Origin of the sequence: Microbulbifer agarilyticus, assembly GCF_001999945.1 — a bacterium.
GTDB lineage: Bacteria > Pseudomonadota > Gammaproteobacteria > Pseudomonadales > Cellvibrionaceae > Microbulbifer > Microbulbifer agarilyticus_A.
In genome coordinates this window covers 2,146,552-2,173,126 of record NZ_CP019650.1, presented here as the reverse complement: position 1 = coordinate 2,173,126, position 26,575 = coordinate 2,146,552, and the positions used below count along the sequence as shown (strand labels likewise).

Here is a 26,575-nt window from a genome sequence, read left to right as displayed (position 1 = left end):
TTGTCCGGCGCATTATACCGAGCTGTTTTGCAGGTACAAGTGCGATCCGAATTTTTTTAGTAACTTCAAAGAGTTAGCTGTAATTTTGAACAGCTAACTCTCTGTTGTTACGTTAGCACTTAGCCTTCGGCTACCTGAACACGCGGATCATTTGCCGGGCGCTGAAGTGCGCGCGGGCTGTGATCGATGTTTGCGGGTTGCGCGGTATCCAGCGGACGCAGCTCACCAACTTCCAGTTGCTTGGTGACAACCTGCAGATCAACCAGAGGTTTCGGGTTAACACGCGGGTCGTTGCTCGCACGGGTAGGCTTGCCGCCAGTAGTCGCGCTAGGCGCTTCCTGTACTGGCGCTTCTTGCACTGGCTCTTCCTGAACTGGTGCTTCCGTTACGGTGGTCGCAACTTCTTCGTCAGCTACCGGAGCAGCTTCCTGAGCTTCAGCGGCTTCTGGTTTGCTTTCGCTTGGTTGCTCGGCTGGGGCAGTTTCCTGTACTTCAGCCTTGGCAGTTTCAACCTCAACTGGCGCTTGCTCGACGGGAGCCTCGGTTACTTCCGCTACCGCTTCTACCGCTGGTTGCTCGGCCTTGGGGGCCTGGACTTCAGGTGCTGAAGTGGCTTCCTGTTTGGGCGCGGGCGTCACAGCTTCCGGTTCGGCCTTGGGCGCAGCTACTTCCGCTGCAGGCGATTCTGGCTGCTGTTCCTGTTCGGCACGCGGCGGGCGAGGCTTGCGCTGACGACGCGGCTTATCAGAGCGCGCGCCACGGCTTTCAGGCTTCGCTTCAGCACCGCTTTCTACCTGTGCAGGTTGTTCAGGTTTGGCTGCTTGTGCCTCGCCTTGCTTGGACTCTGCTGCTTCTGGTGCGGCTGTGGCGTCGGCAAGTGGTTGAGCCTGATCGCCACCGCGGCGACCGCGACGACGGGGCTGCGGGCGACCGCGGACGTTGCTGGGGCGACGTGACGGGCGCTGCTGCTCATCACCAGATTCACTGCTTTCTGCCACTTCCAGGTTATTTGCATCAGCTTCAGCAACCGCAGTTTGCTGCTCGTTGCGGCGATCACCACCGCGACGACGGCGATTGCGACGCTGGCCGCCTTCACGGCCTTCACCACCGCGTGTATTGTCGCGGCCTTGTTCACGCTTGCTGTCGCGCGCGCTTTCTGCGACGTCGCTGTCTTCACGGCGTTTGTCGCCGCGTTTACTACGAGTGTCTTCTTTGCGCTCTTCGCTGCGCTGGTCGTCACGACCTCTGCCGCGATTTCCGCGACCACGTCCGCGTCCGCCGCGCTGGCTGCGATTGCGCTGCTGATAATTTTTGCCGCGGCCTTTGCCTTTCTTGTGCTTCTTACGGCTGTCTTCGTCTTCACCGCCAAACAGGCCAGCGATTGCGCTGATCAGGCGGCTGAACAATCCCGGCTTTTCCTCAGACTTCGCTTTGGGTTTTGCTTTGGCCTTGGGCTTCGCAGGTGGTGTTGGGGCCGGGGCAGTATGGGTAATCTGCTGCACCGCTGGCTGTGCTACCGGACGGGCCGGTTCTTCATCCGCCTTGTCGAGGGATTCCTCGATGCTACCGGAAATCTTGTAAGAGGTTTCCAGTGTGGTGGAGTCGTCATCACGCAAGCGCTGCACTTCGAAGTGCGGGGTTTCCAGATCAGCATTAGGAACCACTACAACACGGGTGTCGTTGCGAGACTCGATGTCGGAAATCGCTCCGCGCTTTTCGTTCAGCAGGTAGGTGGCAACGTTAACCGGCGCAATCGCACGAATTTCAGCACTACGCTCTTTCTTCGCTTCTTCCTCGACCAGTCGCAAGATGGACAGGGAGAGTGACTTGGTGCCGCGAATGGTACCAGTGCCGCTACAGCGCGGGCACACTCGGAACGTGGTTTCACCCAGGGATGGGCGCAGGCGCTGACGAGACATTTCCAGTAGGCCGAAGCGAGAGATGCGACCAACCTGTACTCGCGCACGGTCCATACCCAGTGCTTTTTCCATGCGCTTTTCAACTTCACGCTGGCTCGACTTGCTCTGCATGTCGATAAAGTCGATCACTACCAGGCCGCCCATATCACGCAGGCGCAGCTGGCGAGCGATTTCGTCTGCAGCTTCCAGGTTGATGGTGCGCGCAGTCTCCTCAATGTCGCCGCCTTTGGTGGCGCGGGAGGAGTTGATATCGATAGAGATCAGAGCCTCGGTTACATCGATCACAATGGAACCGCCGGATGGCAGTTTCACTTCGCGCTCAAAGGCGGTCTCGATCTGGCTTTCGATCTGGTAGCGATTGAACAGCGGAATGCTGTCATCGTAGAGCTTCACCTTGTTGGCGTAGTTCGGCATGACCTGACGAGCAAATTCGGCCGCAAGCTGGTAAGCACCGTTCTCGTCAACGATCACTTCGCCAATGTCGTCGCGCATGTAGTCGCGAATCGCACGGATGATGACGTTGCTTTCCTGGAACAGGAAGTGGGGCGCCTTGGACTCATCCGCTTCTTTCTTGATGGCGGTCCACAATTGCAACAGGTAATTGAGGTCCCACTGCAGCTCTTCGCCGCTGCGGCCAACACCAGCGGTGCGGACGATGATGCCCATGCCGGAAGGTACTTCCACGCTGGACAGGGCATCGCGCAGATCGCTGCGCTCTTCGCCTTCGATACGGCGAGAAATACCGCCTGCACGCGGGTTGTTTGGCATCAGAACCAGGTAGCGACCGGCCAGGCTCATAAAGGTCGTCAGAGCTGCGCCTTTATTGCCGCGCTCTTCTTTGTCGACCTGAACGATAACTTCCATGCCCTCTTTGACCACATCCTTGATTTTGATGCGGCCCTCAATGTCTTTGGGCTGTTTGATGAAGTATTCGCGGGAAATTTCTTTCAAGGGCAGGAAGCCGTGGCGCTCAGCACCATAGTCCACAAATGCAGCTTCGAGGGAGGGCTCTACACGGGTAATTTTACCCTTGTAGATATTGGCTTTTTTCTGTTCGCGGGTGCGATTTTCGATATCCAGGTCGTATAGCCATTGGCCATCAACCAGGGCAACGCGCAGCTCTTCCGGCTGGGTCGCGTTAATCAGCATTCTCTTCATGCGTTGGTATTTTCCTTGCGTTACGCAAAGGTAAAACACCGCTGAAGCTCGCAGGCGTTGGTAGTTTGGCTGTATTTGCCCAGCGCCGGGTAGGGCGGGGGCGTACAGCTTTCGTATATGTCGCAAAGCGCACGTGCCATTAGTTGCGGTCACGGCGGTCGGCGGACATACCGATTTAACTCAGAATACCCCTTCGTGTTCGGGTGTATTCAGGTCCTGCCAGTCCGGGCCCAGTGTGTTTCTTTGGGCGGTTCCTGGCTGCCAACCATATGGGGCTGGCATGGGTTACATTCTTTTCCGCTCTGGGGCCGGCTCGTGGCTGGGCCCTGTGTTCTCTAATTTTTGCCGGCGGTGCAGGGACGGCTTTCCATCTCAGGCACGGGCCGGGGGCCAGTTCGGTCGCTGGCGCGCATTCTCAGAGCGATATGTAACGAGTTGAGTCTGTTCCAAGCGCTGCGGGCGTCAGCCCGTCTTACCTTCGCAAAAATCCCGTTTCTTCGGGTTGGTGTCGGCGAGAACTTCGGAAGTGGCAGCTCCTCGCTGCCTTTGTACTTCCTTGGCACCATCTTTCGACGCGCTCTCGAAGGGTCTCACCGACAAAGTTTTGTTGATAACGCGGTTTTCCGCGCACCGGCCTGATTGGCGGTATTTTCTCGAGAACGGCACCTGGGTTTTTATATAGCAGAAAAACCGTGCACCGCCGAAAACCAGCCCAACTTAGGCGGGCCGAATATAACATGGCCTATCATAGGCATCAATTGTGTGCTTCAAATGGGTTGTGCATGCCGTTATCATGCGCCCCATGCGAAGTACCCCTCCAAACAAGGCCGCTCAGGCCAAAGAATCCCGTTCTGACGCCAATTCACCCAAGGGCGGTGTTGGCGTGCAGTTTATTACCGTTCCGGAAGAGCTGGCAGGTCAGCGCGTGGACAACTTTTTGCAGGCGCGCCTGAAGGGCGTGCCGCGTTCGCGCATCTACCGCATTCTGCGCAAAGGCGAGGTGCGTGTAAATAAAGGGAGGGTGAAGGCGGAATATCGCCTTAAGGCGGGGGATCTTGTCCGTGTTCCCCCAATTCGTGTTTCTGAGGGGGTGCCGCCCGCTGTGGCAGGTGATCAGCTGCGGCGCACACTTGAGGCGGCCATTCTTTACGATAAGGGTGGTCTGCTGGTGGTGAATAAGCCAGCGGGACTGGCGGTCCACGGTGGTAGCGGTGTACGGCTTGGCTTGATCGAGGCGTTGCGCCAGATGTATCCCGAAAGCCCGTTTATGGAGTTGGTGCATCGGCTGGATCGCGATACCAGTGGCGCCATTCTTGTGGCGCGGAAGCGGTCGGTTTTGTTACACGTGCAGAGTGAATTGCGCGCAGGGAAGATGGATAAGTCCTACCTGGCACTCGGTGTGGGCAAGTGGCCGCGCTCGCAAAAGCTGGTAGAAGCCCCGCTGCGTAAAAATACCCTGAAGAGTGGCGAGCGCATGGTTGTCGTGGATGGTGAGGGTAAAGCTTCGACCACACGCTTTCAGGTTGAGGAGCGGCTCGATGGCGCGACTCTGTTGCGTGCGGAGCCTGTAACAGGGCGTACCCATCAGATCCGCGTGCATGCGCAATTTGTTGGCTGCCCATTGGCGGGGGATGCGAAATATACGCCCGACGAGGCTAACGCGCATTTCCGGCAGTTGGGTCTCAAACGACTCTTCCTGCACTCTGCCCGAGTCGGCTGTACCTTGCCCGATGGCACTCGCGTGAGTGTGGAAGCGCCACTGCCCGCAGAGCTCGCGGGGCTGCTGGGTAAGTTGCGCTAAGGAGTTTTGATAAGGAGCGGTTGTTGATGCTGGTTATTCTCGATTGGGATGGGACGGTATGCGACTCAGAGGCCCGAATTGTGGCCTGTATGCAGCGCGCCTCTGATCGCGCTGGGCTGCCGGTGCTCGACCCCTCCGCTATTAGCAATATTATTGGCCTTGGTCTTCCTGAGGCAATTTCCACATTGTTTCCCGAGGCGCATAGTCAGCAGCGTGCAGATTTACGCGAATACTATGCCGAAGAGTGGTTGGGAGCCCGGGGTGAGCCGCTGCCATTGTTTGATGGCGTTCTGGATACGCTTGATCAGCTTCTTTGCACTGGCCACCAGTTAGCGGTTGCGACTGGCAAGAGCCGTCGCGGTTTGAACCGTGAATTTGCCGAGCACGGAGTAGGGCATTTGTTTACCACCAGTCGCTGTGCGGATGAAACCGCTTCAAAACCCAATCCGACCATGTTGCGTGAGATATTGTCCGAGACGGATTTGCCCGCCTCGGAGGCGGTGATGGTGGGTGATACAGAGTTTGACCTGAAGATGGCGGCGGCAATCGATATGCCCGCGATTGGTGTGAGCTACGGCGTGCACAGTCGCGAGCGGTTGCACGACTGTGGTCCACTGAAGGTCATTGACCACTTTGCGGAGCTTCTTTCCTGGCCGCCGTTAGTGCCCTGACTGGCATCGGGTGGCCCAATAAGCCTGCGGCTATTCAGCGAGCGGGTTAATTCCCTTCTGGCGAAGCAGCTCTATCAGTCGAATTAGTGGGAGTCCAATAAGTGTATTGGGGTCCAACCCTTCCATTTTTTCGAATAAAGCGATTCCAAGACCTTCCGATTTGAATGAGCCGGCACAATCTAGCGGTTGGTCTAGCTCGACGTACCGAGTGATCTCCTCCTTGCTGAGTTCGCGAAAATATACGGAGTAGGTTTCACATACAGTCACGTGACTCATGTCGCGCGTATCGACGAGGCAAAGGCCGGTATGGAAGCTCACTTTGTGACCTGAACTCTGGGTGAGCTGGTCTATGGCTCGCTCCTTGGTGCCTGGCTTGCCTAGCAGTGTTCCGCGACACTCCGCGACCTGATCGGAGCCGATGATGAGGTGGTCAGGATACCTGCCCGCCAGTGCCAGTGCTTTTTCGCGCGCGAGGCGACTGGCGAGATCGACGGCTGCTTCCCCAGGTAATGCTTCTTCATTTATATGGGGAGCACAGCTTTCAAACGTTAGGTGCAGCTTTGCCAGGAGCTCGCGGCGGTAGCTCGAACTGGACGCTAGAATTAGGTTGCGCATGAAGCTTCTCCACGGATTGCCCCTCCGCGGGAAATCTTGGGAGGGCGAGTGTTTTCGGGCGCTGATCATGCGGTGGATGATTTGTTTTGACAAGCCTCAGGTGAGTCCATAGAATTGCGCGCTTATGTCGATACCCCCCCAGAAGTCCGGTCAGAAAATGGCGCAGAATTCGTCTGAGAAATCCGCGCTGCCGCGCCGCATAGACGCACGTAAGTTGGTGCAGCGCGGACAAGAACTGGATGGTATTGTGCCCCACGATGGTCTGCCTCGGCTGACGGCATCTACGGAATCAATCGAGGGCGACGTAACGGTCTCTCTGGCGTTTGCCCGAGACCTGCAGCGCCATCAGGTGGCTACTGGTCATCTTGAATTGACGGTCAACTTGCTTTGCCAACGCTGTTTACAGCCGGTGAGCGAGGTGATTGAAGCTGATATCGCACTGGGGTTTGTGTGGTCTGAAGAGCAGGGTAATGCCTTACCCAAGTCTTTGGACCCGGTGATACAGGAAGGCGATGAGCTGGATCTGTATCAGGTATTGGAAGATGAGATTTTGCTCAATCTGCCAATGGTGGCTTACCACGACTGGGATTGCGTCGCGCATGAGGCATTCCAGAGTCAGGGTGAGGAGCCGGAAGCGGAAGAGCAACGAGAAAACCCCTTTAAAGTACTGGAACAGTTGAAGGGTTCGTCAAACAAGTCTTGAGGGTTGTTTGAAGGGTTTGGGCTCGCCGGTAGGCGCCCCGGTTCCGGTTTAAACTGTTAGTTATGTTTAGGAGCACCAAATGGCTGTTCAGAAGAGCAAAAAAACCCGTTCCCGTCGCGGCATGCGTCGCTCTCACGACGCCCTGAGCGGACCAACTCTGTCCGTAGACCCGACCACCGGTGAGAAGCACCACCGTCATCACGTGACCAAAGACGGTTTCTACCGTGGTCGTAAAGTGGTAGACGTTGGCGGCTCTTCCGAAGAAGAGTAAGTTTTGTCCAGCCAATTTCGATTGGCCGTGGATGCGATGGGCGGGGACTTAGGTCCCCGCTCTGTCGTTCCGGCCTGCGCAAGATTTCTTATCCGCTATCCTCGTGCAGCACTCACGCTGTTCGGCCCCCGCTCGGAACTCCAATCCCTTCTGAATAGTGAACCGCCATCTGTCCGCGAGCGCGTGGACGTAGTGGATTGTGTTCAAGTTATTACCCAGGGTTGCAACCCGGTTCATGCTTTGCGGCATAAACGTGAATCATCGATGGCCAAAGCGCTGCGGTCGGTATCTACCGGAGAGTGCGGGGCTATGGTGACTTCCGGTAATACCGGTGCGCTATTGGCGTTGGGTCGTAGTATTTTGGGTACGGTAGAGGGTGTTCGCCGCCCGGCGCTTGGCAAGTCATTGCCGACCTCCGAAGGCTCCTGCTTTTTGTTGGACCTGGGCGCCAATATAGATTGCAGTGCAGAGGATCTTGTACAGTTTGCACGTATGGGGGTTGAGGCGCAGCGGGTATTTTCCGGTCGTCAGGATCTTTCTGTTGCTTTGCTGAACATTGGTGCGGAAGAGCACAAAGGCACCGAAGAGATTCGCCGTGCCGGCCAGCTTTTGCAGTCTGACCCTTCAATTCAATACGCCGGTTTTGTGGAAGGGCACGACATCTTTACCGGGGTTGTGGATGTGGTGGTGTGCAACGGACTCATGGGGAATGTGGCCATGAAATCCGCTGAGGGCGTGATTCGACTTATTGGTCAGAAGACGTTCACCATCGATAAGAAGGCTCCGCTGAAGCGTTATTTTGGCCAATTAGCCATAAATCTGTTGCGAAAATGGCGGTCACAGCTGGAGCCGGCCCGCTATAATGGCGCCAGCTTTTTAGGGCTGGAAGGCAACGTCATCAAGAGTCATGGCGGTGCCAGCAGCGAGGCGTTTTACCGCGCTATGTTGACCGCAAAAGAGTGTGCCGAATCTGATCTGGCACATCTTGTAGGGCGGGCTCTGGCCTACCAGGCCCAGCGTCAGACCGGGTGCGATTGATCCCCGGTTTTTCGCCTTGAGGTTCGACCGGCAGGCGCCTGCTGTATAGCCATCCCTGGAATTAGTGGCTTAATTAATTTGGTTAAAGGATGTTCAATGACCAACTCAGTATTGGCGTTCGTTTTCCCGGGGCAGGGCTCCCAGCAAATTGGTATGCTGGCGGATGCTGCCCAGGCCTTTCCTGAGGTCTCTGCGACCTTTTCTGAAGCTTCCTCTGTTCTCGGTTACGACCTTTGGGACCTTTGCCAAAACGGTGCCCAGGAAGATATCAATCTCACCGAAAGAACCCAGCCGCTGCTGTTGACGGCTAGCGTCTCACTGTACCGCGCCTGGCTTGCTCAGGGTGGTGTGACTCCTGCCTATATGGCAGGTCACAGCCTTGGCGAGTGGTCCGCACTTGTGTGTTCTGGTGTGCTCGACTTTGCCGATGGTGTGCGTTTGGTGCGCGAGCGTGGCCGCCTAATGCAGGAAGCTGTTCCTGCAGGTGAAGGCGCAATGGCGGCCGTAATCGGCCTTGACGATTCCGCGGTTGAAGTTGCGTGCGCTGAGTCCGCAGAGGGTGAGGTAGTTGCTGCGGTGAACTACAACTCACCGGGCCAGGTGGTGATTGCGGGTAGTGCAGCGGCAGTTGGTCGCGCGATCGATGCCTGCAAAGCCGCTGGTGCCAAGCGTGCAATGCCTTTGCCAGTAAGCGCGCCGTTCCATACCGAACTGATGCGCCCAGCGGCGGACAAGCTCGCCCCGCAAATCGAAGCGACCGTATTTAACGCACCCGCAACGCCCATTATTCACAATGTGCATGCCAAAACTGAAAGCGACCCGGCTGCAATCAAGGCCTTGATGGTTGAGCAGATCTACAGCCCGGTGCGATGGACTGCCTGCGTGCAGTCGATGGCAGGTTTTGGTGTACAACAGTTGGTTGAGTGTGGCCCTGGTAAAGTTCTGGCTGGTCTTGCCAAGCGCATCGATCGCAGTCTTGTTGCACAGAATATCGAATCATCCGAGCAGTTATCTGCAGCGGTCACCGCTACTGCCGGCTAAATACCCGCATAAAACAGTCCAATAGTTGACGAAGAACTTCGCTCTTTCCACTCGATTTACCGATTGGATGGGATGGGCGATCTGGAGAAATTATGACAATTACAACTTCACTGGAAGGGAAGGTGGCACTGGTAACTGGTGCCAGCCGTGGAATTGGCGCGGCGATTGCAGACCTTCTTGGTGCGCAAGGTGCCACTGTAGTCGGTACTGCGACCAGTGCCGGTGGCGCGGAAAAAATTACGGCACGTTTTGCCGAAAAAGGTATCAAAGGTTCTGGTAAGGAGCTGGACGTAACCAGCGTTGAAAGTATTGCCGGCGTTTTGGAAGCGGTGAAAGCTGAGTTTGGTGCGCCGACCATTCTGGTAAACAACGCCGGCATTACCAAAGACAACCTGCTGATGCGGATGAAAGATAATGAGTGGGATGACGTTCTGAATACGAACCTGACCGCCGTTTATCGCGTCAGCAAAGCATGCTTGCGCGATATGACCAAGGCACGCTGGGGCCGCATTATCAACATCAGCTCTGTGGTCGGCAGCATGGGCAACGCGGGCCAAAGCAATTATGCGGCCACTAAAGCGGGTGTCGGCGGTTTTGCTCGTGCACTTGCGGCAGAGGTTGGTTCTCGCGGGATTACCGTGAACACCGTTGCACCAGGTTTTATCGATACCGATATGACTAAAGTGTTGCCGGAAGCACAGCGCGAAGCGCTTTTGAGCAAGATTCCACTGGGCCGCCTTGGTGCACCAGAAGAGATTGCCTCCGTTGTTGCATTTTTGGCCAGCGACGCGGGCGGTTATGTGACCGGAGAGACCATTCAAGTGAATGGCGGCATGTATATGGGTTGATTTTCTTTCGAGAAAACCAACATAACTGATTGATTGGTAAAGAAAAATTTATCATTCAATGGTTGCTGTGAGGCGGTGCATTACATCCCGAAAAAATCAGGGTACAATGCCGCCTCGCATTAACCGTTAGCTGTGTAAGCCGGTTACTGAATCGTCAAGAAATGACGAATAAATTTTAAGCAGTGACCAAATTAGATTTTTATCCACTAGGAGTTAAATTGAATCATGAGCAGCATTGAAGAGCGCGTAAAAAAGATCGTTGCTGAACAACTGGGCGTGAAGGAAGAAGATGTAAAACCTGAAGCATCCTTTGTTGAAGATCTGGGCGCTGACTCCCTCGACACTGTTGAGCTGGTAATGGCTTTGGAAGAGGAATTCGAGACCGAAATCCCGGACGAAGAAGCCGAGAAAATTACCACTGTTCAGCTGGCCATCGATTACATCAACCAGAACCTGGGTTGATTCCTGCTGGATAGCTTAAGTAGCGCGTGATCAATACACGTTACTTTTACCACCAGTGCCGCGTGCACTGGCTGGTATAAAAGCTTTACGAGAGCCGTTCTATGTTGCATAGCGCGGCTCTCGGCATATTTGAAACTTGATAAATTTGCGACCGATAACGGCAATCGGGTTACGGCGCATAGCATTTATATCGGGGAGACATCAGTGTCGAAAAGAAGAGTCGTTATTACCGGTATGGGCATGGTTAGCCCTCTGGGCAACACCCTTGAAGATACCTGGACTGCTTTGCTGGCAGGCACCAGTGGTGTTGTGCCGATTGACACATTTGATGTTTCTGCATTCAGCACACGCTTTGCAGCGACAGTAAAAGATTTTTCACCGGAGCCACATCTCCCAGCAAAAGAAGCACGCAAGATGGACGTGTTTCTGCAGTATGGTTTGAGTGCCGGTATTCAGGCCATGGAAGATAGTGGTCTGGAAGTATCCGACGAAATGGCACCGAAAGTTGGTGCTTGTATCGGATCTGGTATGGGCGGTATTGCCGCGATTGAAAACAATGCAATGTTGATTGCAGAGAAGGGACCTCGCCGGGTTTCTCCTTTCTTTGTGCCAGGCGCCATTATCAATATGGTTGCCGGCAACTTGTCGATTAAATACGGAATGAAAGGACCGAACCTTTCTACCACAACCGCATGTACCACTGGTACCCACGCAATTGGCATTGGTTTGCGCACCATTCAATATGGTGATGCCGATGTGATGGTGTGTGGTGGCGCCGAGATGGTAACCACACCGGTTGGTCTTGGTGGTTTCTGTGCAGCACGTGCACTCTCCACACGCAACGACGACCCTCAGGCAGCCAGTCGCCCATGGGACAAAGACCGCGATGGTTTTGTACTGGGTGAGGGCGCTGGCGTATTGGTGCTTGAAGAGTATGAGCATGCCAAGGCCCGTGGGGCAAAGATTTACGCTGAGCTGAGTGGCTTTGGCATGAGTGGTGATGCACACCATATGACGTCACCACCTGAAGATGGTGCAGGTGCAGCGCTTGCTATGTCGAATGCACTAAATGACGCGGGCCTCGACCCTGCTGCTATTCAATACATTAATGCGCACGGTACCTCTACGCCATTGGGCGATAAGGCGGAAATTGCCGCGGTACGTTCTGTGTTTGCAGACTCTTTGGATTCACTGGCCGTAAGCTCAACCAAATCCATGACTGGTCACCTGCTGGGTGCTGCTGGTGCGATCGAAGCGATTTTTTCCGTAAAATCGATTCAGAACCAGATTGCGCCGCCAACAGTGAATCTCGATAACGTCGATGAAAACTGTACCGGTGTGAATCTGGTGCCGCATAAAGCGCAGGAAATCAAAATTGATGCTGTGCTATCCAACTCGTTTGGATTTGGCGGTACCAACGGCTCGCTGATTTTTCAGCGTATTTAACCGTGCAATACACGATGGAGCGGCTGTTTTATAACGGCCGCTCTATTGTTGCCCTCCTTGATCCGTGACGGACATCCACTCTTTCTTCCTTTCCGCTGCCGGCGAGCTGCACACGCTTGTGCCAGATAGTGCGTATCAGTTTGGCGTGCTGGAAACCATGCGGGCCGGCCACGGCAAGATACCGCTGTGGCCGCTCCACCGTGCGCGTTTGCAACGCAGTGCTTCGCCGCTGCCCGAGACTCTATCTGCAATCGACCAATCTTTGGCACAGGTAGTGTCGCGCACGCGAAGTTGGCCGGAAGGTGCCCGGGTCAGGCTGCGTTATGGTGTGCGGCAAGGTGTTAATGCGGACAAACCGATGTGGGACCTGTGTATGGAGCCGCTGGAGCGCGTCTCGCCGTGGGGCAATGGCGTGCTGTTAGGTTTGTGTCGTACCAGATTGACCAGTGATGCCACGCAATCGCCATTTACACCTCACTTGCGAAGTTTGGGTGGTGGTTCAGAGCATACTGGACTCCGCGGCTGTAAATTACTCGTAAGAGATGTCTATAAGCGTGCTGCTGCCGAATGGCCAGCGCGCTCAGCCGGCGGCAAGCCATTGCTTGAGCCGGTGTTGCTGGACTCAGCCGGTGCCGTGATTGAGGGGACTCGTAGTAACTTGTTGCTACGGATTGGCTCAGATTGGATAACACCCAGGCTGGATCAGTTTGGCGTGCGGGGGGTCATGTTGCACTGGCTGGCCGGTCAGGTCCAAATCGGCGAAGATACACTTTATCCAACAGATCTGGCGAGCGCTAATGAGCTCGCGATCTGTAACAGCGTGCGGGGCGTGATACCAGCGCGATTGCTGGCGAGCACGCCAGAGGGTTCCCAGATGGATTCCCAGGCACAGAACCCTGTACACCCAGGGCGCGGCGTAAGTATGCTGCAAGCGTTAATTTCGGAAGAGTTATGGTAGCGAAGAAAGAAAACCGGAAAAAAGCTTCCGCGAATTCAGGCAAAGCAAAAAAATCTAAGGGCTCCACACTCGGTAGGATTGTCCGTGGCGTACTCGCGTTGCTTGTGCTCGGTGTCCTTACCGGCGGCGCGTCCCTGTGGTTCATTAATAGTGCTCTCGTTGCTCCTTTGTCCGTCCCTGCTCAAGGGCTGCGCATGGATGTGGAGACCGGCAGTAATCTTTCCCGTGTGGTGCACAGCCTTGCTGCAGATGGGGTGGTAAAACACCCGCGCCTCGTACTGGGTTATGCCCGAATTAAAAAGCTTGGCCATATTCACCCTGGTGAATACATGATCCCCGCGGGTAGTAATGCCATGGATCTGGTGGCACGTCTGAATCGTGGCGATGTCACGCGCTATCGCGTGACCCTGGTGGAAGGGTGGACATTTCAACAAGCACTCAGTCAGATACGCGCTTCGCAAAGAATTCGCGCAACAGATGCGGGCGCCTCGGTGCAATCCGCTGCGCAGGCCTTGGGTATAGAAGGCAATCCTGAAGGCCGAATTTTCCCGGACACCTACATCTATCGTTCCGGTACCAGTGATTTAGACCTGCTGCGTCAGGCGAATCAGCGCATGGACAAGGTTCTCGCGGAGGAGTGGGAAAAGCGCGGGAATGACCTGCCATATGATTCCCCCTATGATGCTCTGATCATGGCGTCCATTGTCGAAAAAGAGACAGGCGTACCCTGGGAGCGCGATGAAATTGCCGGGGTCTTCGTAAGGCGCCTGGACAAAGGTATGCGTCTGCAAACCGATCCGACAGTTATCTATGGCATGGGCGCCAAGTACGATGGTAATTTGCGCCGTGCTGACTTGCGCCAGCGAACGCCGTACAACACGTACGTGATTAGCGGAATGCCGCCGACACCCATTGCGCTGCCGGGGCGGGAAGCCATCCACGCGGCTTTGCACCCCAAACCGGGGAAAAGCCTGTACTTTGTGGCGAAGGGCGATGGCTCACATTACTTCTCGGAAACACTGTCTGAGCACAACAAGGCTGTGCGTCAGTATCAGCTGCAGCGCCGGTCGGATTACCGTTCGAGCCCCGGAAAAGTACAAGAAAATTAATCAAACGGTTGCCCGTTTTGACGGCCGGAAAATCAATGAGCGATCTACCAAACGGAAAATTTATTACCCTGGAAGGCGGTGAGGGCGTGGGTAAATCCACGAACCTTCGCTTTATTACCCAGTGGCTGACGGAGCAGGGAATTCCGTTTATCCAAACGCGAGAGCCCGGTGGTACACCTCTCGCAGAGCAGCTGCGTAACCTGCTGCTGGAAAAACGCGAAGAAGGCGTAGATCCAACTGCAGAACTATTGATGGTTTTTGCCGCTCGCGCACAGCACTTGCAGCGCGTGATACTGCCCGCACTCGCTGAGGGTAAATGGGTTATTTGTGACCGCTTTACCGACGCGACTTACGCGTATCAGGGGGGCGGTCGTGAGCTGGACTCGAACTTGATTGCGCAGCTCGAACAAACTGTTCAGGGTGATCTGCGTCCTGATCAGGTTTTACTGCTTGATGTCGATCCCGAAATTGGCCTGCAGCGCGCAGCCAGTACCGGTGAAGCCGACCGTTTTGAAAGTGAGCAGATCCACTTCTTTAACAAGGTTCGCGCTGCATACCTCGATCGTGCGCACAGTGACCCGGATCGATACGCGGTCATCGATGCCTCAGTGCCGCTTGAGCAGGTTCAGGAGAACCTGGCGGTGGCACTGGGCAAGATTGCGAGCGCACTATGACATCGGTTGCAGCAGATTCCGGCGGTTTCGCGCAGTCGGAAATTCCATCGCCGCTGCCATGGCAGGCAGCACAGTGGCAGCGTCTGGGTGCACAATGGGTTGCGGGGCGTTGCCCGCATGCGTTGTTGATCAGCGGTCAGCCCGGCCTGGGTAAGCGCCGTTTCGCGGAAGCGTTTACCGCGTTGTTATTGTGCGATCAGCCTCGTCACGGCTTGGCGTGTGGCGAGTGCCGCGGTTGCCAGTTGCGTGCGGCTGGTTCCCATCCGGATTTTACCCGCGTGGTACCGGAGAAAGAGCAGGGGCCGCTAAAGGTTGAGCAGATTCGTGAGCTGGGTGAATTTGTTGGTCGCACCAGTGGCCGGGAGGGCGCCCGGGTTGTTCTGCTTGCGCCCGCTGAGGCGATGAATGTAAACGCGGCCAATGCGCTTCTGAAGAATCTCGAGGAGCCATCCGCATCGGTCATTTTCCTGCTCATTACGGACCATCCCTCCGGCTTGCTGCCAACTATTCGTAGTCGCTGCCAGACGATCGCTTTCCCGATTCCGCCACAGCAATCTGCCTTGCGCTGGTTGCGTGAAAGCGGTATCGAAAACGAAGACGCCGATAGTGCACTCAATCTCGCTGGCGGTGCACCGTTGCTGGCGATTCGCTTGATGGAGCCGGAAGCGGAAGAGGCACGGCAGACGTTTTTTGCAGATCTGAGTGCACTGACACGGGGTGATCAAAGCCCGGTGGTACTTGCGGGTAAATGGGAAAAGCCTGCCGATGGGGCTGACCTCAACATGTTGCTGCAATTCTGGCAGAGCTGGGTGGCGTTGATCTTGAAATCCCGCAGTACCGATGTCGCTGCGGACCCGAAGATTATGGGCTTGCTGCAGCGGTTACCGGGAACGGGACCAGAGAGCATGCGGCCGGTATTTGGCTTCTATGACCATCTGCTCAAAGCGCGCGCCTTGCTATCTGGCAACAGTAACCCGAACAAGCGGCTGCTGTTGGAAGAGCTGATGATCCGGTGGGCCGGGCTGTTCCGCTGATATTTCACAGGAATGTGGACAGGTCGCTGGCCATCGAGGTAACTTACCACGACAATTCCTATACGGTCGTCGGCTCTACACGAGTTAGGGTTTTCGGCGGGCGATTAAATAATGTACAAGAAGTGGCGTGCGGCCAGATTGCCTTTTATGGGCTGAAGATGATACGCAACCGCGGTGGGGTTTAGCATGAAAGGTATAGGGGGCGGTGCCCGCAACGGCATCCTGTCACTGAAGATTCAAGACAAATCCGTGTTGTATGCGGCGTATATGCCGTTCGTGAAAAACGGTGGTCTGTTTATCAATACCGACAAGTCTTACAACTTGGGCGACGAAGTTTTCTTGCTGTTGAGCCTGATGGACGAGCCGGAAAAGCTTCCGGTGGCAGGTAAGGTCGTCTGGATTACCCCAGGTGGGGCACAAGGCAACCGCACTCCCGGTATCGGTATCCAGTTTAGCGACAAGGAAAATACCGCACAGAACAAGATTGAAACGCTTCTCGCAGGTTCTCTCGAGTCGAGCCGGCCGACGCATACGCTGTAACGACATCTCATTGTCTCGATACTGCCGGGCACTTCGGTCCGGTGGTTGTCCCCCCGCAAGCTGTCCCCCCACAAACTGTCCCATCACTAGCGTCCAGCAAGACAGGCATATCGATGTCCATGCCTGTATAATCTCCCCTTCATTTTCCCCTGATTCAATTTCCCTAATGCATTGACTCGAATGCGGGGCGATAGGCTGTTATTTATGCTGGTAGATTCTCATTGTCACCTCGACAGGCTCAAACTCGACAAGTTTGATGGTGACCTGGATGCGGTGCTGGACCTTGCGCGTAGCCGCGGGGTGAGCAAGTTTCTCTGTGTGGGGATTAGTCTGGATAACGCCGACCAGGTAGTTTCCATCGCCAACACCTATCCGGACGTGGTCTGTTCCGTCGGAGTACACCCGCTGGACGTTGATTCAGGCCTTGCTGATGTCAATAAGCTAAAAAGCCTGTCGGCGCAGCCAAACGTGGTTGCACTCGGTGAAACAGGTTTGGATTACTACTACAGCACCGAAACCAGAGAAGTACAGCAGCAAAGCTTTGTGGCGCATTTGCAGGCTGCGGATCAAATTGGCTTACCCGTCATTGTGCATACCCGCGATGCCCGTCAGGACACCATCGATCTGATCAAAGAACATGGCAGCCGTGAGCATGCGGGAGTTTTGCACTGTTTCACCGAATCTTGGGGGATGGCAAAGGCCGCGTTAGACCTTAACTACTACATCTCCCTGTCTGGCATCGTCACCTTCAAAAATGCGGAAGAGCTTCGTGAAGTTGCCAAGCAAGTGCCGCTCGATCGCCTTCTTGTGGAAACCGATTCTCCGTACCTCGCACCGGTGCCACACCGCGGTAAACCGAATATTCCCGCCTACGTGCGTGAAGTGGCCGAGTTTATTGCCGATTTGCGTGGGCTGCCTTACGAAGAGCTTGCCCGCATCACCACCGAAAATTTTTACCGACTTTTCCCGCGCGCCGCATAAATCTGGCCGGGCTGATCTTAGGAAATAACTATGTCTCAACAACAACTGGCGACCATGCTGGCCCTGCAGGACGCCATCAATACGGTCGTAAATGAGAACTGGCGTGAGCAGAATTTCGCCTGGTACCGCGCGATTTGGGTCGAGAGCGCCGAATTACTGGATCACTACGGTTGGAAATGGTGGAAGAAGCAGGAGCCAGAAATTGAGCAGGTTAAGCTGGAACTGGTGGATATCTGGCATTTTGGCCTGAGCCTGGAGCTTCAGCAGGGTGCCCCCGAGGTTGTTGCTCAAGAAATGCAGCAGCAGCTCGACGCTATTGATGTCAGTGCTGGCGACTTCAGGGAAAACCTGGAGTCATTCACCTTGAATACGCTTGCGACCAAACAATTTGATCTGCCTGGGTTTGCTCAATTATTGGCCGATTGCGCCATGGATCTCGATGAGCTTTATCGTCGTTATGTTGGCAAAAATGTGCTGAATCGTTTCCGCCAGGATCACGGTTATCAAGATGGCAGCTACCAGAAGCAATGGCAGGGTAGGGAAGACAACGAGCACCTGGCGGAGATTGTTCAATCTTTAGACACTGCAGCAGAAAATTTCAGCGTTCAGTTGTATGAAGCCTTAAAAATTCGTTATCCGGGCGCGAAAAAGGATTTGGCGTGATTAATTTGGTCTCTTTTGTATAGAGATATAGACCAAAGGATAATGAAATTAATTTGCAAGGCCCTATAATGCGGGCGCCTGAAAACAACGGAGATACATCGTGAAAGCACCTGTTCGTGTTGCAGTTACCGGCGCCGCCGGTCAGATCAGCTACTCCCTACTGTTCCGCATCGCTTCTGGCGAAATGCTGGGTAAGGATCAACCAGTTATTCTTCAGCTGCTGGAAATTACTCCCGCTCTGGAAGCCCTGAAAGGCGTAGCGATGGAACTGGAAGACTGTGCCTTCCCGCTGCTGGCAGGAATCGTTCAGTCTGACGATGCAACCGTTGCCTTTAAAGACGCAGATTACGCACTGCTGGTTGGCGCCCGTCCGCGTGGCCCAGGTATGGAGCGTAAAGACCTGCTGGAAGCCAACGCCGCAATCTTCTCTGCGCAGGGTAAAGCCCTGAACGACGTAGCTTCCCGCGACGTGAAAGTACTGGTTGTTGGCAACCCGGCCAACACCAACGCACTGATCGCTCAGCGCAATGCGCCTGATCTGGACCCGCGTAACTTCACCGCCATGACCCGTCTGGACCACAACCGTGCCCTGACTCAGCTGGCGAACAAGACCGATTCCACCGTCAACGACATTACCCACATGACTATCTGGGGTAACCACTCTGCGACTCAGTACCCTGACCTGCACCAGGCCAAGGTAAATGGCGAAGACGCGATGGGTAAAGTAGAGCAGGAGTGGTACGAGACTGACTTCATCCCGACTGTTCAGCAGCGCGGTGCCGCCATCATCAAGGCACGTGGTGCTTCCTCTGCTGCTTCCGCAGCCAACGCTGCTATCGACCACATGCGCGATTGGGCTCTGGGTTCCGCTGAAGGCGACTGGACCAGCATGGGTGTATACAGCGATGGCTCTTACGGTATCGCTAAAGGCTTGATCTACTCCTTCCCGGTTGTTTGCAAAAACGGCGACTGGGAAATCGTTCAGGGCGTAGACATCAATGATTTCTCTCGCGAGAAGATGACTGCGACCGAGCAGGAACTGGCTGAAGAGCGCGATGCTGTAGCGCACCTGCTGCCGTAAGCTTTTACGCAAGCAAGTAAAAGCCATAAAAAAACCCGCACCTTGGTGCGGGTTTTTTTGTTTCTGCCAGCGAATACCGCTGGCACGCGACACAATAATTTCACGTTAGAACTTCACGTTGCGCGGAGTGCGTGGGAAAGGGATCACGTCGCGGATATTGCCCATACCGGTAACGTAGGACACGATGCGATCGAAGCCCAGTCCAAAGCCACCGTGTGGCACAGTACCGTAGCGACGCAAGTCGCGGTACCAATCCAGGTGCTCTTTCGGAATATCCATTTCGTCCATACGCGCATCCAGACGGTCAAGGCGCTCTTCACGCTGTGAACCGCCAATAATTTCACCGATGCCCGGAGCCAGTACGTCCATGGCCGCCACGGTTTTACCGTCGTCATTCATGCGCATATAGAAGGCCTTGATGTCCTTCGGGTAGTTCAGCACGATGACCGGTTTCTTGAAGTGCTTCTCGGCAAGATAGCGTTCGTGTTCGGAGGCTAGATCGATACCCCAGGAAACCGGGAACTCAAATTTCTCTTTGCAGTTTTCCAGAATCTCGATGGCATCGCTGTAATTGATGCGGGCGAAGTCGTTATCGATAATGTTTTCCAAGCGCGAGATGGCTTCTTTATCAATGCGCTGAGCAAAGAACGCCATGTCATCGGCACGTTCGCTCAAAACGGCACGGAAGATGTACTTGAGCATTTCTTCGGCCAGGTTCGCGCAGTCTGCCAGGTCCGCAAACGCAATTTCCGGCTCTACCATCCAGAACTCCGCCAGGTGGCGAGTGGTATTGGAGTTTTCTGCGCGGAACGTTGGGCCGAAGGTGTAGACCTTGGATAGCGCGAGGCAGTAGCTCTCTACGTTGAGCTGGCCAGATACGGTGAGGAAGGTCTCTTCGCCGAAGAAATCCTCGCCGTAGTCGACGTCACCCTTATCGGTCAGGGGCAGGTTGGTCTGATCCAGCGTGCTTACGCGGAACATCTCGCCTGCACCCTCACAGTCGGAGGCGGTGATGATTGGGGTGTGCACATAGTTAAAGCCGCGCTCGTGGAAGAAGCGGTTCACGGCCTGTGCGATACAGTTGCGTACGCGCGCAACTGCGCCACTTACGTTGGTGCGCGGTCGCAAGTGGGCGTGTTCGCGCAAATGCTCCATGCTGTGACGCTTGGGGGACATCGGATAGGTGTCTGGATCTTCTACCCACCCAACTACGGTCACACTGTTTGCCAATAGCTCAATCGATTGCCCCTTACCCTCGGACGCCTTGATCGTACCTTCAATATCCACTGCACAGCCCGTGGTCAGGCGCAGAATTTCGGACTGGTAGTTGTTGATGTCGGCTTCAACGACCACCTGAATTGGGTCGAAGCAACTGCCGTCGTGCACTGCGAGAAAAGACAGGCCCGCTTTGGAATCGCGACGGGTACGGATCCAGCCCTGGATACGGGCGGTTTCACCTTCCCGCTGAGTGGACTTTAATAGTTTTTCGATGGACTCAACTTGCATGATGGTGCTCTTGTTGTCGTTCGCGCCTGCCGGTCTATGTATCGGCCATGGGTTTGCCGGAAACGAGCCAGGCGGTTATTGCACGCGGCTTTTGGACGCGTATTCCCGCCGCATCTTGCCCCCTGTGTGCGGGAAAATCTACCCCTGATACGGCTCGATGGGCCAGAACGCGGAGCACTGTAGAAGAGGGAGGCAAAATAGGCTATTGGAACGCCGGTCACCGGTGTCGCAACAGTATAGAAGGCCTCGCTGGTAGAAGCTGACTCTTGGTTCAGTTTTACCCTGTCCTACACTGAAATAATCACAGTGATGGATGATGTACTCATGGTCAAAGAAGTCGGCGGCGCGCGCGGGCGTCGGGCCTGTATCCTTCTCGCGCCCAATCAATCCCTATCTTTCGCTGGCAACCTCTGGGTGTTCATTTCCCTGGTCGCCGTTTCCCTGGGCATTAGTGTCGCGTTTGCGCTGGCGGGAGCCTGGATGGTTATTCCGTTTGCTGGGCTGGAAATGCTATTGCTGGGCGCCCTGTTTGGCTACGTATATATGGAAGGTACGCGCCGGGAAGTGATCCGCATAACCGATGAGCGCGTAGTCCTCGATACCAGTCGAGGTAGTCTCAAGCGGCCGGTGTATCACACTGAATTTGATCGAGACAGCTTGGCGATACTGGTGCGGATGGGAGCCACGCCTGCCGAGCCCACGGCGGTCACCTTTAGCGGCCCGGAGGGCTGCCTGGAAGTAGGGGAGTTCCTTACCGACGCCGAAAAAGCGGCACTTGTCGAGAAGCTCGGTATCTGCGGCTTGCGTGCACGCAAAGAGCAATGCTTCCGCTTGCAGGACTTTTAATCCCGCAGCGATTTATGCCGTCAGATCGCATTCAACAAAACTTTCTTGGAAGATCGCGCCCGCTGCTAAAGTCGATATAATATCGGACGCGACTTTCACGTGTGTGTTTTGCGTACGAACAACTTGTAAGTACCTAGCGCTGCGCATTTCAATACTTGTATTTCAATAAGGGGAGGCTCCATGGCACATCCTAAAATCGGCAATCTTGCACCTGTATTTACACTGAAGAATCAAAATGGCGAGAAGGTTGCTTTAAAAGATTTTCGGGATAAAAAAAATGTGGTGCTGTACTTTTACCCTAAGGCCTTAACGCCCGGTTGTACGACGCAGGCGTGCGGCATTCGCGATAGCGCCAAGGAATTCGCCAAGCGTGACACCGTTGTCTTTGGCCTGAGCCCGGACCCTGAGGCAAAGCTGCAGAAGTTTATTGATAAGTACGAATTGAATTTTGATCTGCTCGCTGATGAGGATCACAAGATCGCCGATAAGTACGGTTGTTGGGGGCTCAAGAAATTTATGGGTAAAGAGTACATGGGCTTGATTCGTACCACCTTTATTATCGATAAGGCGGGTCGCCTGCAGCATGTCATCGATAAGGTGAAGACGAAAACCCACCACGACGATGTTTTGAACTGGATTGACGAAAATCTGGACTAAGTGGACCGCGGGGCAGTCAAACGGTATGGCGGCCTCGTGTTTAGCTCCTAATAGCCATATGCGGGTCATGAGGGAGCTATTCAGGAGACATATATAGAGGGAGGCAATTGTCGCGGTGTACTCTTTTTGTGCATTGCTTAAAAAAAATTGCCTGTCGTCCCTTGCATTATCCCTAGATGGTCTATACTGGCTTGTGTAAAGGAGCGCCGCTCAAACGTTTTGCCCAGAGCGATTGGGTGTGGTGCGAGGAGCAGTACAAAAAACGTTCACTCTGGGTAGGCTTCGTTGCTTGTTTTTCAGGTGCGCCCAGCACCCAAGGTTGTAGTCAGAGATTGTTGGATTTGTAAACTTTAATCAGATCAGCAATATTACTGGCGGTGGTATAAAGGGTCTCGCAGGAAGCGGGCGTAGAACAATAACCGCGGCTCAAGGAATCCATAAAGGAGCAGCTTAATGAATCACATTCAGCCAGATCAGGCTTCTTTGTCAGAAGACAAACCATTGCAACAGGCGCGTCTGTCCGGTGATCCGAACATTCTCGACCAGTTGTTGGCGCCACCTGAAGCGACCAGCTTCGGTATCGCCGCCCGTGTAATCGACGTGCTGGAACAACGGATTGGTAAGGCATCTCTGGCAATTCGCCCGGTGGCCTCTGACCTCAGCATGTCCACCCGCACCCTGCAGCGCCGTTTGCAGGAGCATAATCTCAGTTTTGCATCCCTGCGGGATCACGTTCGTTTCCGTCATGCAGTGCATTTTTTGAAAGACACCGCACTGAGCGTTGATGGTATCTCCCGAATCCTCGATTTCTCTGACAGAACCAGCTTTACCAGCGCATTTAAGCGTTGGACTGGAATGTCACCGACAGGATATCGCCGGCAAGTTCGTCAGCGCTATTAATCGACGCCCGCAGATCCCTCGCACCACACAATCCAGAGCCCGCAATTGCGGTGCTCTGGATTGCCTCATTTTGTCAAAGCCGTTAGAGTTGTGCCCCAGAATTTGACTGACTCTATCGAGGTTTAGACCATGGATTTCTTTATTCCTGCTGCAATGGCGCAAGAGGCCGCACCGGCTCCTCAGGGTAACCCGCTAATTACCCTGCTGATGTTCGGCGGCTTGTTTGTATTCATGTGGCTGTTCATTATTCGTCCGCAGCGCAAGCGTCAGAAAGAGCATCAAGAGCTTGTTGGCGCGCTGAAAAAGGGTGACGAAGTGGTAATGACCAGCGGCATGCTGGGTCGTGTTGAAAAAGTAGACGACGATTACGTGATTCTGGAAGTGGCAGACAATATGAAGCTGAAGTTCCAGAAGGTTTCAGTACACGCGGTACTGCCCAAAGGCACCATTAAAAACATCTGAAGACACATGCTTCGCCTTAGTCATGCGCTAAGTGCACCTAAAAAGCAGTGTGAATTCACACGAAAAACCCGGCGATTGCCGGGTTTTTTTGTAAGTATTCCGCCAGTCCACGAGTGAAAGGGGAGTTGACCGTGACGATTGTATACCCACCGAGAGAGCGGCTTGCGAACCTGCCGACGCCATTACAGCCACTTGACCGTATCACCGAAAGGTTCTCCAAACCGTATGGCGGACCGCGCATTTGGGTAAAACGCGACGATCTCACCGAGAGTGCTATGTCGGGCAACAAGCTCCGCAAGCTTGAATTTATTGTCGCCGAGGCCAGGAGGTCTGGAGCAGATACGTTGATTACTTGTGGTGGTGAGCAATCGAATCACTGTCGTGCCACGGCACTTGCTGCTGCGAAATGCGGCCTGCGTGCGCATGTGCTATTGCGACAAAGTCGCCCGAAGAGCAAGGTCAGTGATCCGCCGGACGGCAATCTGCTGGTGGATTACCTTGCAGGTGCCAAGGTGAGTCTGTATCCATTACAAGAATACCTTTCTCGGCTGCCTGAGCTGTTCCAAGAATGGGAGCAGCATTATTTGCAGCAGGGCAGCAAAGCACTCTCTATTCCTACTGGCGGTAGTGATGGGCTAGGTGTGTGGGGTTATATCGCCGGTGTTGAGGAGTTAATCGAGGATTGTCGTCGTGAGGGCTTTTCACCCGAGCATTTAGTGTGCGCGAGTGGCAGTGGTGGGACGCAAGCAGGTATGACACTGGGTTGCCAATTGCTTGGTGAAGACGCCCAGGTTACCGGTTACGCGGTTTGTGACGATGAGGGGTACTTTGTAAACAAGGTTTGCGAGGATGTATCCGACTGGTACCGGCGCTACCCGGAATTAGTTCCGAAAGGATTTGTATTTAATAAAGATCCAGTGAAGGTCGTTGATGAGTACATCGGGCCCGGTTACGCCATAGCTACAGACGAAATCTACCGGGCGATTGCGATGTTGGCGCAACAAGAAGGCCTACTATTGGACCCCGTTTACACCGGTAAAGCGTTTTACGGGATGCTGCAAGATATTGAGAAAGGGCGCTACGCGGACAGCGATAACCTGGTATTTGTCCATACCGGAGGGCAGTTCGGTGTGTTTCCGCAGCGCGATGGATTTAAGAACAGTTGGGGTGATTAATAAACAATTTGACGCACTTTTATTCTGACCGTGCGCGCGTGCGCGTGAGTGGCCTGGCGAGCGTCAGGCTACGACGGCGACACGAATCGCTGTTTTAGCGAGAAATTTGGTGGTTAATCGATTTTTTGGCAGAAAACAGGACTTTGATGCTGATAATTGGCGGATTACTGTTCACCTTCGAAGGAAGCTGCTACTCTGGCGCGCAACGTCAGGGGCTGGTTTATAAAAATATTCTCTGATTTTGTGTGGTGCACGACGCTGTTGTTCGCAGTTCGGTACTCGCGTCCAGTCTGGCTATGCTCTGACGATATTTCATTCAAAACGATAAGTTGTGGGGGTTGATTTGGAATCATTCAATCAATTTTTGTTGACCCTGGATGGGCTGCTGGGTTCGGCAGTCTGGTTTCCGTGGGTGCTGCTAGGGGTCGGCTTCTTTTTTACCCTTTATTTGGGCTTTCCCCAGATCCGTTATTTTGGCCACGCAATCAAGATTGTCCGTGGTAAGTACGACAAGCCGGGCGACCCCGGTGATACCTCACACTTTCAGGCTCTCTCTACCGCGCTTTCCGGAACCGTGGGTACCGGTAACATCGGTGGTGTTGGTCTGGCGATTTTCCTCGGTGGCCCCGCGGCACTTTTCTGGATGTGGGTTACCGCTTTCCTCGGTATGACCACCAAATTTGTGGAAGTAACTCTTTCCCATAAATACCGTATTAAAGCGGCGGATGGTTTCTACGCAGGTGGCCCCATGTTTTACATGGAGCGCCGCCTCAATATGAAGTGGCTGGCGGTGATTTTTGCGATCGCTACCGTGATCAGCTCCTTTGGTACCGGAAGCTTGCCGCAGGTGAACAACATTGCCCAGGCGATGCATGACACCTTCGGCCTGAGCAAAATGGTTACTGGTGGGGTGTTGGCCATTTTGTTGGGCATGGTGATTATTGGTGGCATCACCCGTATTGCCAAGGTTACCTCGACCATTGTTCCGGTAATGGCAACCCTGTACATCATCGGCGCACTCGCGGTGATTCTGTACAACTACCAGAACATTATTCCGTCATTCAGCGCCGTATTTGCCGGTGCCTTTAATGGCAGTGCCGCGGTTGGTGGCTTCCTGGGTGCCAGCTTCGCTTACGCGTTTAACCGTGGTGTAAACCGCGGCCTGTTCTCGAACGAGGCAGGTCAGGGTTCCGCGCCGATTGCGCACGCCGCGGCGCGTGCGGATGAGCCAGTGTCCGAGGGGATGGTATCCCTGTTGGAGCCGTTCATTGATACTCTGATCATTTGTACTCTGACCGGCCTGGTGATTCTTTCTTCCGGTGTGTGGACCGAGAAGCATATGAACCAGTTCGAACGGGCAGATATGATGGTTGTTGCCGGTACCTACTCGGACAAGGACGAGGCCGACGTTAAGCAGCTGTTTGGGTTCCTGAGCAACCAGAGTAGTGAAGTCACCGCGTACACCGGTGCTATTGTTGTGGCCGATGGTCGTCCGCTCAATGAAAACGAATTTACGATCCTGAATTCCCGTTCCGTTGCCGAAGATGTCGAGTTCCGTGTTGCGGGCGATAACTTCTCCGGCGTTCTGAATGTGAACAATGGGCGTTTGGTGAATCCCAATGTGGATGTCTGGGGTAACTCGCTGTTGCACTCGGTGGCGCTGACCAACCGTGCGTTCCAGAAAGGTTTCTTCGGCGAGTATGGTAGCTACATCGTCACGTTGGGGATCCTGTTGTTTGCATTCTCCACCGCAATCGCCTGGTCCTACTACGGGGACCGCTCGATGATTTACCTGTTCGGGCCGAAAGCGGTGATGCCTTACCGCTTGGTTTACGTGGTTGCCTTCTTCTGGGCGGCGATTGAGGATACGACGGTTATCTGGAATCTCTCGGCAGTCGCGATCGTGTTAATGACATTACCGAACCTGTTCGGTATTTCGATCCTGGCGCGGGAGATGAAAGATACCGTGAAGGACTATTGGAAAGATCCGAGCCATAAATAGGCTGAGGTGAAATT

Annotated in this window: 26 protein-coding genes; 23 read left to right on the top strand and 3 right to left on the bottom strand. The window is 54.5% G+C overall.

Features of this window, described 5'->3' with window-relative positions; all coding sequences use genetic code 11:
* Nucleotides 1-119 precede the first annotated feature (119 nt).
* Nucleotides 120-3,077 carry a ribonuclease E gene (rne, locus tag Mag101_RS08865; RefSeq protein WP_077403664.1) on the bottom strand — a complete coding sequence of 986 codons (2,958 nt, stop codon included), beginning with the start codon at nt 3,075-3,077 and terminating at the stop codon, nt 120-122.
* 802 nt (nt 3,078-3,879) lie between these two features.
* Here rne and rluC point away from each other — a divergent pair.
* On the top strand, nt 3,880-4,878 hold the full coding sequence (gene rluC / locus Mag101_RS08860; RefSeq protein ID WP_077408183.1) for a 23S rRNA pseudouridine(955/2504/2580) synthase RluC: 999 nt from the start codon (nt 3,880-3,882) through the stop codon (nt 4,876-4,878).
* A gap of 26 nt (nt 4,879-4,904) precedes the next feature.
* On the top strand, nt 4,905-5,549 hold the full coding sequence (locus tag Mag101_RS08855) for an HAD-IA family hydrolase (RefSeq protein WP_077403661.1): 645 nt from the start codon (nt 4,905-4,907) through the stop codon (nt 5,547-5,549).
* 30 nt (nt 5,550-5,579) lie between these two features.
* Here the strand turns inward: Mag101_RS08855 and Mag101_RS08850 are convergent, their stop codons facing one another.
* Nucleotides 5,580-6,164 carry a Maf family protein gene (locus Mag101_RS08850; protein ID WP_077403658.1) on the bottom strand — a complete coding sequence of 195 codons (585 nt, stop codon included), beginning with the start codon at nt 6,162-6,164 and terminating at the stop codon, nt 5,580-5,582.
* Nucleotides 6,165-6,288: 124 nt separating this feature from the next.
* Here Mag101_RS08850 and Mag101_RS08845 point away from each other — a divergent pair, with 124 nt between their 5' ends.
* From Mag101_RS08845 to Mag101_RS08775, 15 genes are all read left to right on the top strand, one after another.
* The gene (locus Mag101_RS08845) at nt 6,289-6,867 is read left to right on the top strand and encodes a YceD family protein (protein ID WP_232324965.1); all 579 of its coding nucleotides are present in this window, start codon (nt 6,289-6,291) and stop codon (nt 6,865-6,867) included.
* Between the two features lie 79 nt (nt 6,868-6,946).
* Entirely contained in the window at nt 6,947-7,138 is a 192-nt protein-coding gene (gene rpmF / locus Mag101_RS08840; protein WP_077403652.1) for a 50S ribosomal protein L32, read from the top strand.
* Nucleotides 7,139-7,174: 36 nt separating this feature from the next.
* Nucleotides 7,175-8,176: a phosphate acyltransferase PlsX gene (gene plsX / locus Mag101_RS08835; protein WP_232325206.1), complete on the top strand. Its 1,002-nt coding sequence runs from the start codon at nt 7,175-7,177 to the stop codon at nt 8,174-8,176.
* A gap of 96 nt (nt 8,177-8,272) precedes the next feature.
* Entirely contained in the window at nt 8,273-9,217 is a 945-nt protein-coding gene (fabD, locus tag Mag101_RS08830; RefSeq protein WP_077403647.1) for an ACP S-malonyltransferase, read from the top strand.
* Nucleotides 9,218-9,309: 92 nt separating this feature from the next.
* Complete coding sequence (gene fabG / locus Mag101_RS08825; RefSeq protein WP_077403644.1) at nt 9,310-10,065, top strand: 3-oxoacyl-ACP reductase FabG; 756 nt, start codon at nt 9,310-9,312, stop codon at nt 10,063-10,065.
* A 225-nt stretch (nt 10,066-10,290) separates the two neighbouring features.
* Nucleotides 10,291-10,527 carry an acyl carrier protein gene (gene acpP, locus Mag101_RS08820; protein ID WP_010130751.1) on the top strand — a complete coding sequence of 79 codons (237 nt, stop codon included), beginning with the start codon at nt 10,291-10,293 and terminating at the stop codon, nt 10,525-10,527.
* A gap of 204 nt (nt 10,528-10,731) precedes the next feature.
* Nucleotides 10,732-11,973 carry a beta-ketoacyl-ACP synthase II gene (gene fabF / locus Mag101_RS08815; RefSeq protein WP_077403640.1) on the top strand — a complete coding sequence of 414 codons (1,242 nt, stop codon included), beginning with the start codon at nt 10,732-10,734 and terminating at the stop codon, nt 11,971-11,973.
* A 64-nt stretch (nt 11,974-12,037) separates the two neighbouring features.
* Nucleotides 12,038-12,931 (top strand): aminotransferase class IV, encoded by an 894-nt coding sequence (locus tag Mag101_RS08810; protein WP_077403637.1) that lies wholly within the window; start codon nt 12,038-12,040, stop codon nt 12,929-12,931.
* Nucleotides 12,925-14,040 carry an endolytic transglycosylase MltG gene (gene mltG, locus Mag101_RS08805; RefSeq protein WP_418287744.1) on the top strand — a complete coding sequence of 372 codons (1,116 nt, stop codon included), beginning with the start codon at nt 12,925-12,927 and terminating at the stop codon, nt 14,038-14,040. The genes Mag101_RS08810 and mltG overlap by 7 nt, the downstream gene beginning before the upstream one ends.
* A 35-nt stretch (nt 14,041-14,075) precedes the next feature.
* Nucleotides 14,076-14,714 carry a dTMP kinase gene (gene tmk, locus Mag101_RS08800; protein ID WP_077403634.1) on the top strand — a complete coding sequence of 213 codons (639 nt, stop codon included), beginning with the start codon at nt 14,076-14,078 and terminating at the stop codon, nt 14,712-14,714.
* Nucleotides 14,711-15,748, top strand: a complete 1,038-nt coding sequence (locus Mag101_RS08795; protein ID WP_077403631.1) for a DNA polymerase III subunit delta' — start codon at nt 14,711-14,713, stop codon at nt 15,746-15,748. Before tmk ends, Mag101_RS08795 begins: the two co-directional genes overlap by 4 nt.
* A gap of 186 nt (nt 15,749-15,934) precedes the next feature.
* Entirely contained in the window at nt 15,935-16,288 is a 354-nt protein-coding gene (locus Mag101_RS08790; protein ID WP_077403628.1) for a PilZ domain-containing protein, read from the top strand.
* Between the two features lie 204 nt (nt 16,289-16,492).
* A complete protein-coding gene (locus Mag101_RS08785) occupies nt 16,493-17,269 on the top strand; it encodes a TatD family hydrolase (protein WP_077403625.1) in 777 nt (258 codons plus the stop codon).
* 30 nt (nt 17,270-17,299) lie between these two features.
* Nucleotides 17,300-17,932, top strand: coding sequence for a dUTP diphosphatase (locus tag Mag101_RS08780; RefSeq protein WP_077403622.1), 633 nt, complete (start codon nt 17,300-17,302; stop codon nt 17,930-17,932).
* 100 nt (nt 17,933-18,032) lie between these two features.
* Nucleotides 18,033-19,013: a malate dehydrogenase gene (locus tag Mag101_RS08775; protein ID WP_077403619.1), complete on the top strand. Its 981-nt coding sequence runs from the start codon at nt 18,033-18,035 to the stop codon at nt 19,011-19,013.
* Between the two features lie 105 nt (nt 19,014-19,118).
* Here Mag101_RS08775 and asnS read toward each other — a convergent pair whose 3' ends face one another.
* Nucleotides 19,119-20,519 carry an asparagine--tRNA ligase gene (gene asnS, locus Mag101_RS08770; RefSeq protein ID WP_157520274.1) on the bottom strand — a complete coding sequence of 467 codons (1,401 nt, stop codon included), beginning with the start codon at nt 20,517-20,519 and terminating at the stop codon, nt 19,119-19,121.
* Nucleotides 20,520-20,828: 309 nt separating this feature from the next.
* Between asnS and Mag101_RS08765 the strand changes: the two genes are divergently transcribed.
* The 6 genes from Mag101_RS08765 to Mag101_RS08740 all read left to right on the top strand — a co-directional run bounded on the left by Mag101_RS08765 (nt 20,829) and on the right by Mag101_RS08740 (nt 26,561).
* A complete protein-coding gene (locus Mag101_RS08765) occupies nt 20,829-21,365 on the top strand; it encodes a DUF2244 domain-containing protein (RefSeq protein WP_077403616.1) in 537 nt (178 codons plus the stop codon).
* A 180-nt stretch (nt 21,366-21,545) separates the two neighbouring features.
* Entirely contained in the window at nt 21,546-22,022 is a 477-nt protein-coding gene (bcp, locus tag Mag101_RS08760) for a thioredoxin-dependent thiol peroxidase (protein ID WP_077403613.1), read from the top strand.
* A gap of 453 nt (nt 22,023-22,475) precedes the next feature.
* Nucleotides 22,476-22,922, top strand: coding sequence for a helix-turn-helix domain-containing protein (locus tag Mag101_RS08755; RefSeq protein ID WP_010130737.1), 447 nt, complete (start codon nt 22,476-22,478; stop codon nt 22,920-22,922).
* Between the two features lie 129 nt (nt 22,923-23,051).
* Nucleotides 23,052-23,384 carry a preprotein translocase subunit YajC gene (yajC, locus tag Mag101_RS08750; protein ID WP_077403610.1) on the top strand — a complete coding sequence of 111 codons (333 nt, stop codon included), beginning with the start codon at nt 23,052-23,054 and terminating at the stop codon, nt 23,382-23,384.
* 125 nt (nt 23,385-23,509) lie between these two features.
* On the top strand, nt 23,510-24,559 hold the full coding sequence (locus Mag101_RS08745; RefSeq protein WP_077403607.1) for a D-cysteine desulfhydrase family protein: 1,050 nt from the start codon (nt 23,510-23,512) through the stop codon (nt 24,557-24,559).
* Between the two features lie 343 nt (nt 24,560-24,902).
* Entirely contained in the window at nt 24,903-26,561 is a 1,659-nt protein-coding gene (locus Mag101_RS08740; RefSeq protein WP_077408177.1) for an alanine/glycine:cation symporter family protein, read from the top strand.
* Nucleotides 26,562-26,575 lie beyond the last annotated feature (14 nt).

Bases quoted from the DNA above. Each gene is read 5' to 3' on its own strand.
- rne (WP_077403664.1), bottom strand. From the start codon at position 3,077: ATGAAGAGAATGCTGATTAACGCGACCCAGCCGGAAGAGCTGCGCGTT.
- rluC (WP_077408183.1), top strand. From the start codon at position 3,880: ATGCGAAGTACCCCTCCAAACAAGGCCGCTCAGGCCAAAGAATCCCGT.
- Mag101_RS08855 (WP_077403661.1), top strand. From the start codon at position 4,905: ATGCTGGTTATTCTCGATTGGGATGGGACGGTATGCGACTCAGAGGCC.
- Mag101_RS08850 (WP_077403658.1), bottom strand. From the start codon at position 6,164: ATGCGCAACCTAATTCTAGCGTCCAGTTCGAGCTACCGCCGCGAGCTC.
- Mag101_RS08845 (WP_232324965.1), top strand. From the start codon at position 6,289: ATGTCGATACCCCCCCAGAAGTCCGGTCAGAAAATGGCGCAGAATTCG.
- rpmF (WP_077403652.1), top strand. From the start codon at position 6,947: ATGGCTGTTCAGAAGAGCAAAAAAACCCGTTCCCGTCGCGGCATGCGT.
- plsX (WP_232325206.1), top strand. From the start codon at position 7,175: ATGGGCGGGGACTTAGGTCCCCGCTCTGTCGTTCCGGCCTGCGCAAGA.
- fabD (WP_077403647.1), top strand. From the start codon at position 8,273: ATGACCAACTCAGTATTGGCGTTCGTTTTCCCGGGGCAGGGCTCCCAG.
- fabG (WP_077403644.1), top strand. From the start codon at position 9,310: ATGACAATTACAACTTCACTGGAAGGGAAGGTGGCACTGGTAACTGGT.
- acpP (WP_010130751.1), top strand. From the start codon at position 10,291: ATGAGCAGCATTGAAGAGCGCGTAAAAAAGATCGTTGCTGAACAACTG.
- mltG (WP_418287744.1), top strand. From the start codon at position 12,925: ATGGTAGCGAAGAAAGAAAACCGGAAAAAAGCTTCCGCGAATTCAGGC.
- tmk (WP_077403634.1), top strand. From the start codon at position 14,076: ATGAGCGATCTACCAAACGGAAAATTTATTACCCTGGAAGGCGGTGAG.
- Mag101_RS08795 (WP_077403631.1), top strand. From the start codon at position 14,711: ATGACATCGGTTGCAGCAGATTCCGGCGGTTTCGCGCAGTCGGAAATT.
- Mag101_RS08790 (WP_077403628.1), top strand. From the start codon at position 15,935: ATGAAAGGTATAGGGGGCGGTGCCCGCAACGGCATCCTGTCACTGAAG.
- Mag101_RS08785 (WP_077403625.1), top strand. From the start codon at position 16,493: ATGCTGGTAGATTCTCATTGTCACCTCGACAGGCTCAAACTCGACAAG.
- Mag101_RS08780 (WP_077403622.1), top strand. From the start codon at position 17,300: ATGTCTCAACAACAACTGGCGACCATGCTGGCCCTGCAGGACGCCATC.
- asnS (WP_157520274.1), bottom strand. From the start codon at position 20,519: ATGCAAGTTGAGTCCATCGAAAAACTATTAAAGTCCACTCAGCGGGAA.
- Mag101_RS08765 (WP_077403616.1), top strand. From the start codon at position 20,829: ATGGATGATGTACTCATGGTCAAAGAAGTCGGCGGCGCGCGCGGGCGT.
- bcp (WP_077403613.1), top strand. From the start codon at position 21,546: ATGGCACATCCTAAAATCGGCAATCTTGCACCTGTATTTACACTGAAG.
- Mag101_RS08755 (WP_010130737.1), top strand. From the start codon at position 22,476: ATGAATCACATTCAGCCAGATCAGGCTTCTTTGTCAGAAGACAAACCA.
- yajC (WP_077403610.1), top strand. From the start codon at position 23,052: ATGGATTTCTTTATTCCTGCTGCAATGGCGCAAGAGGCCGCACCGGCT.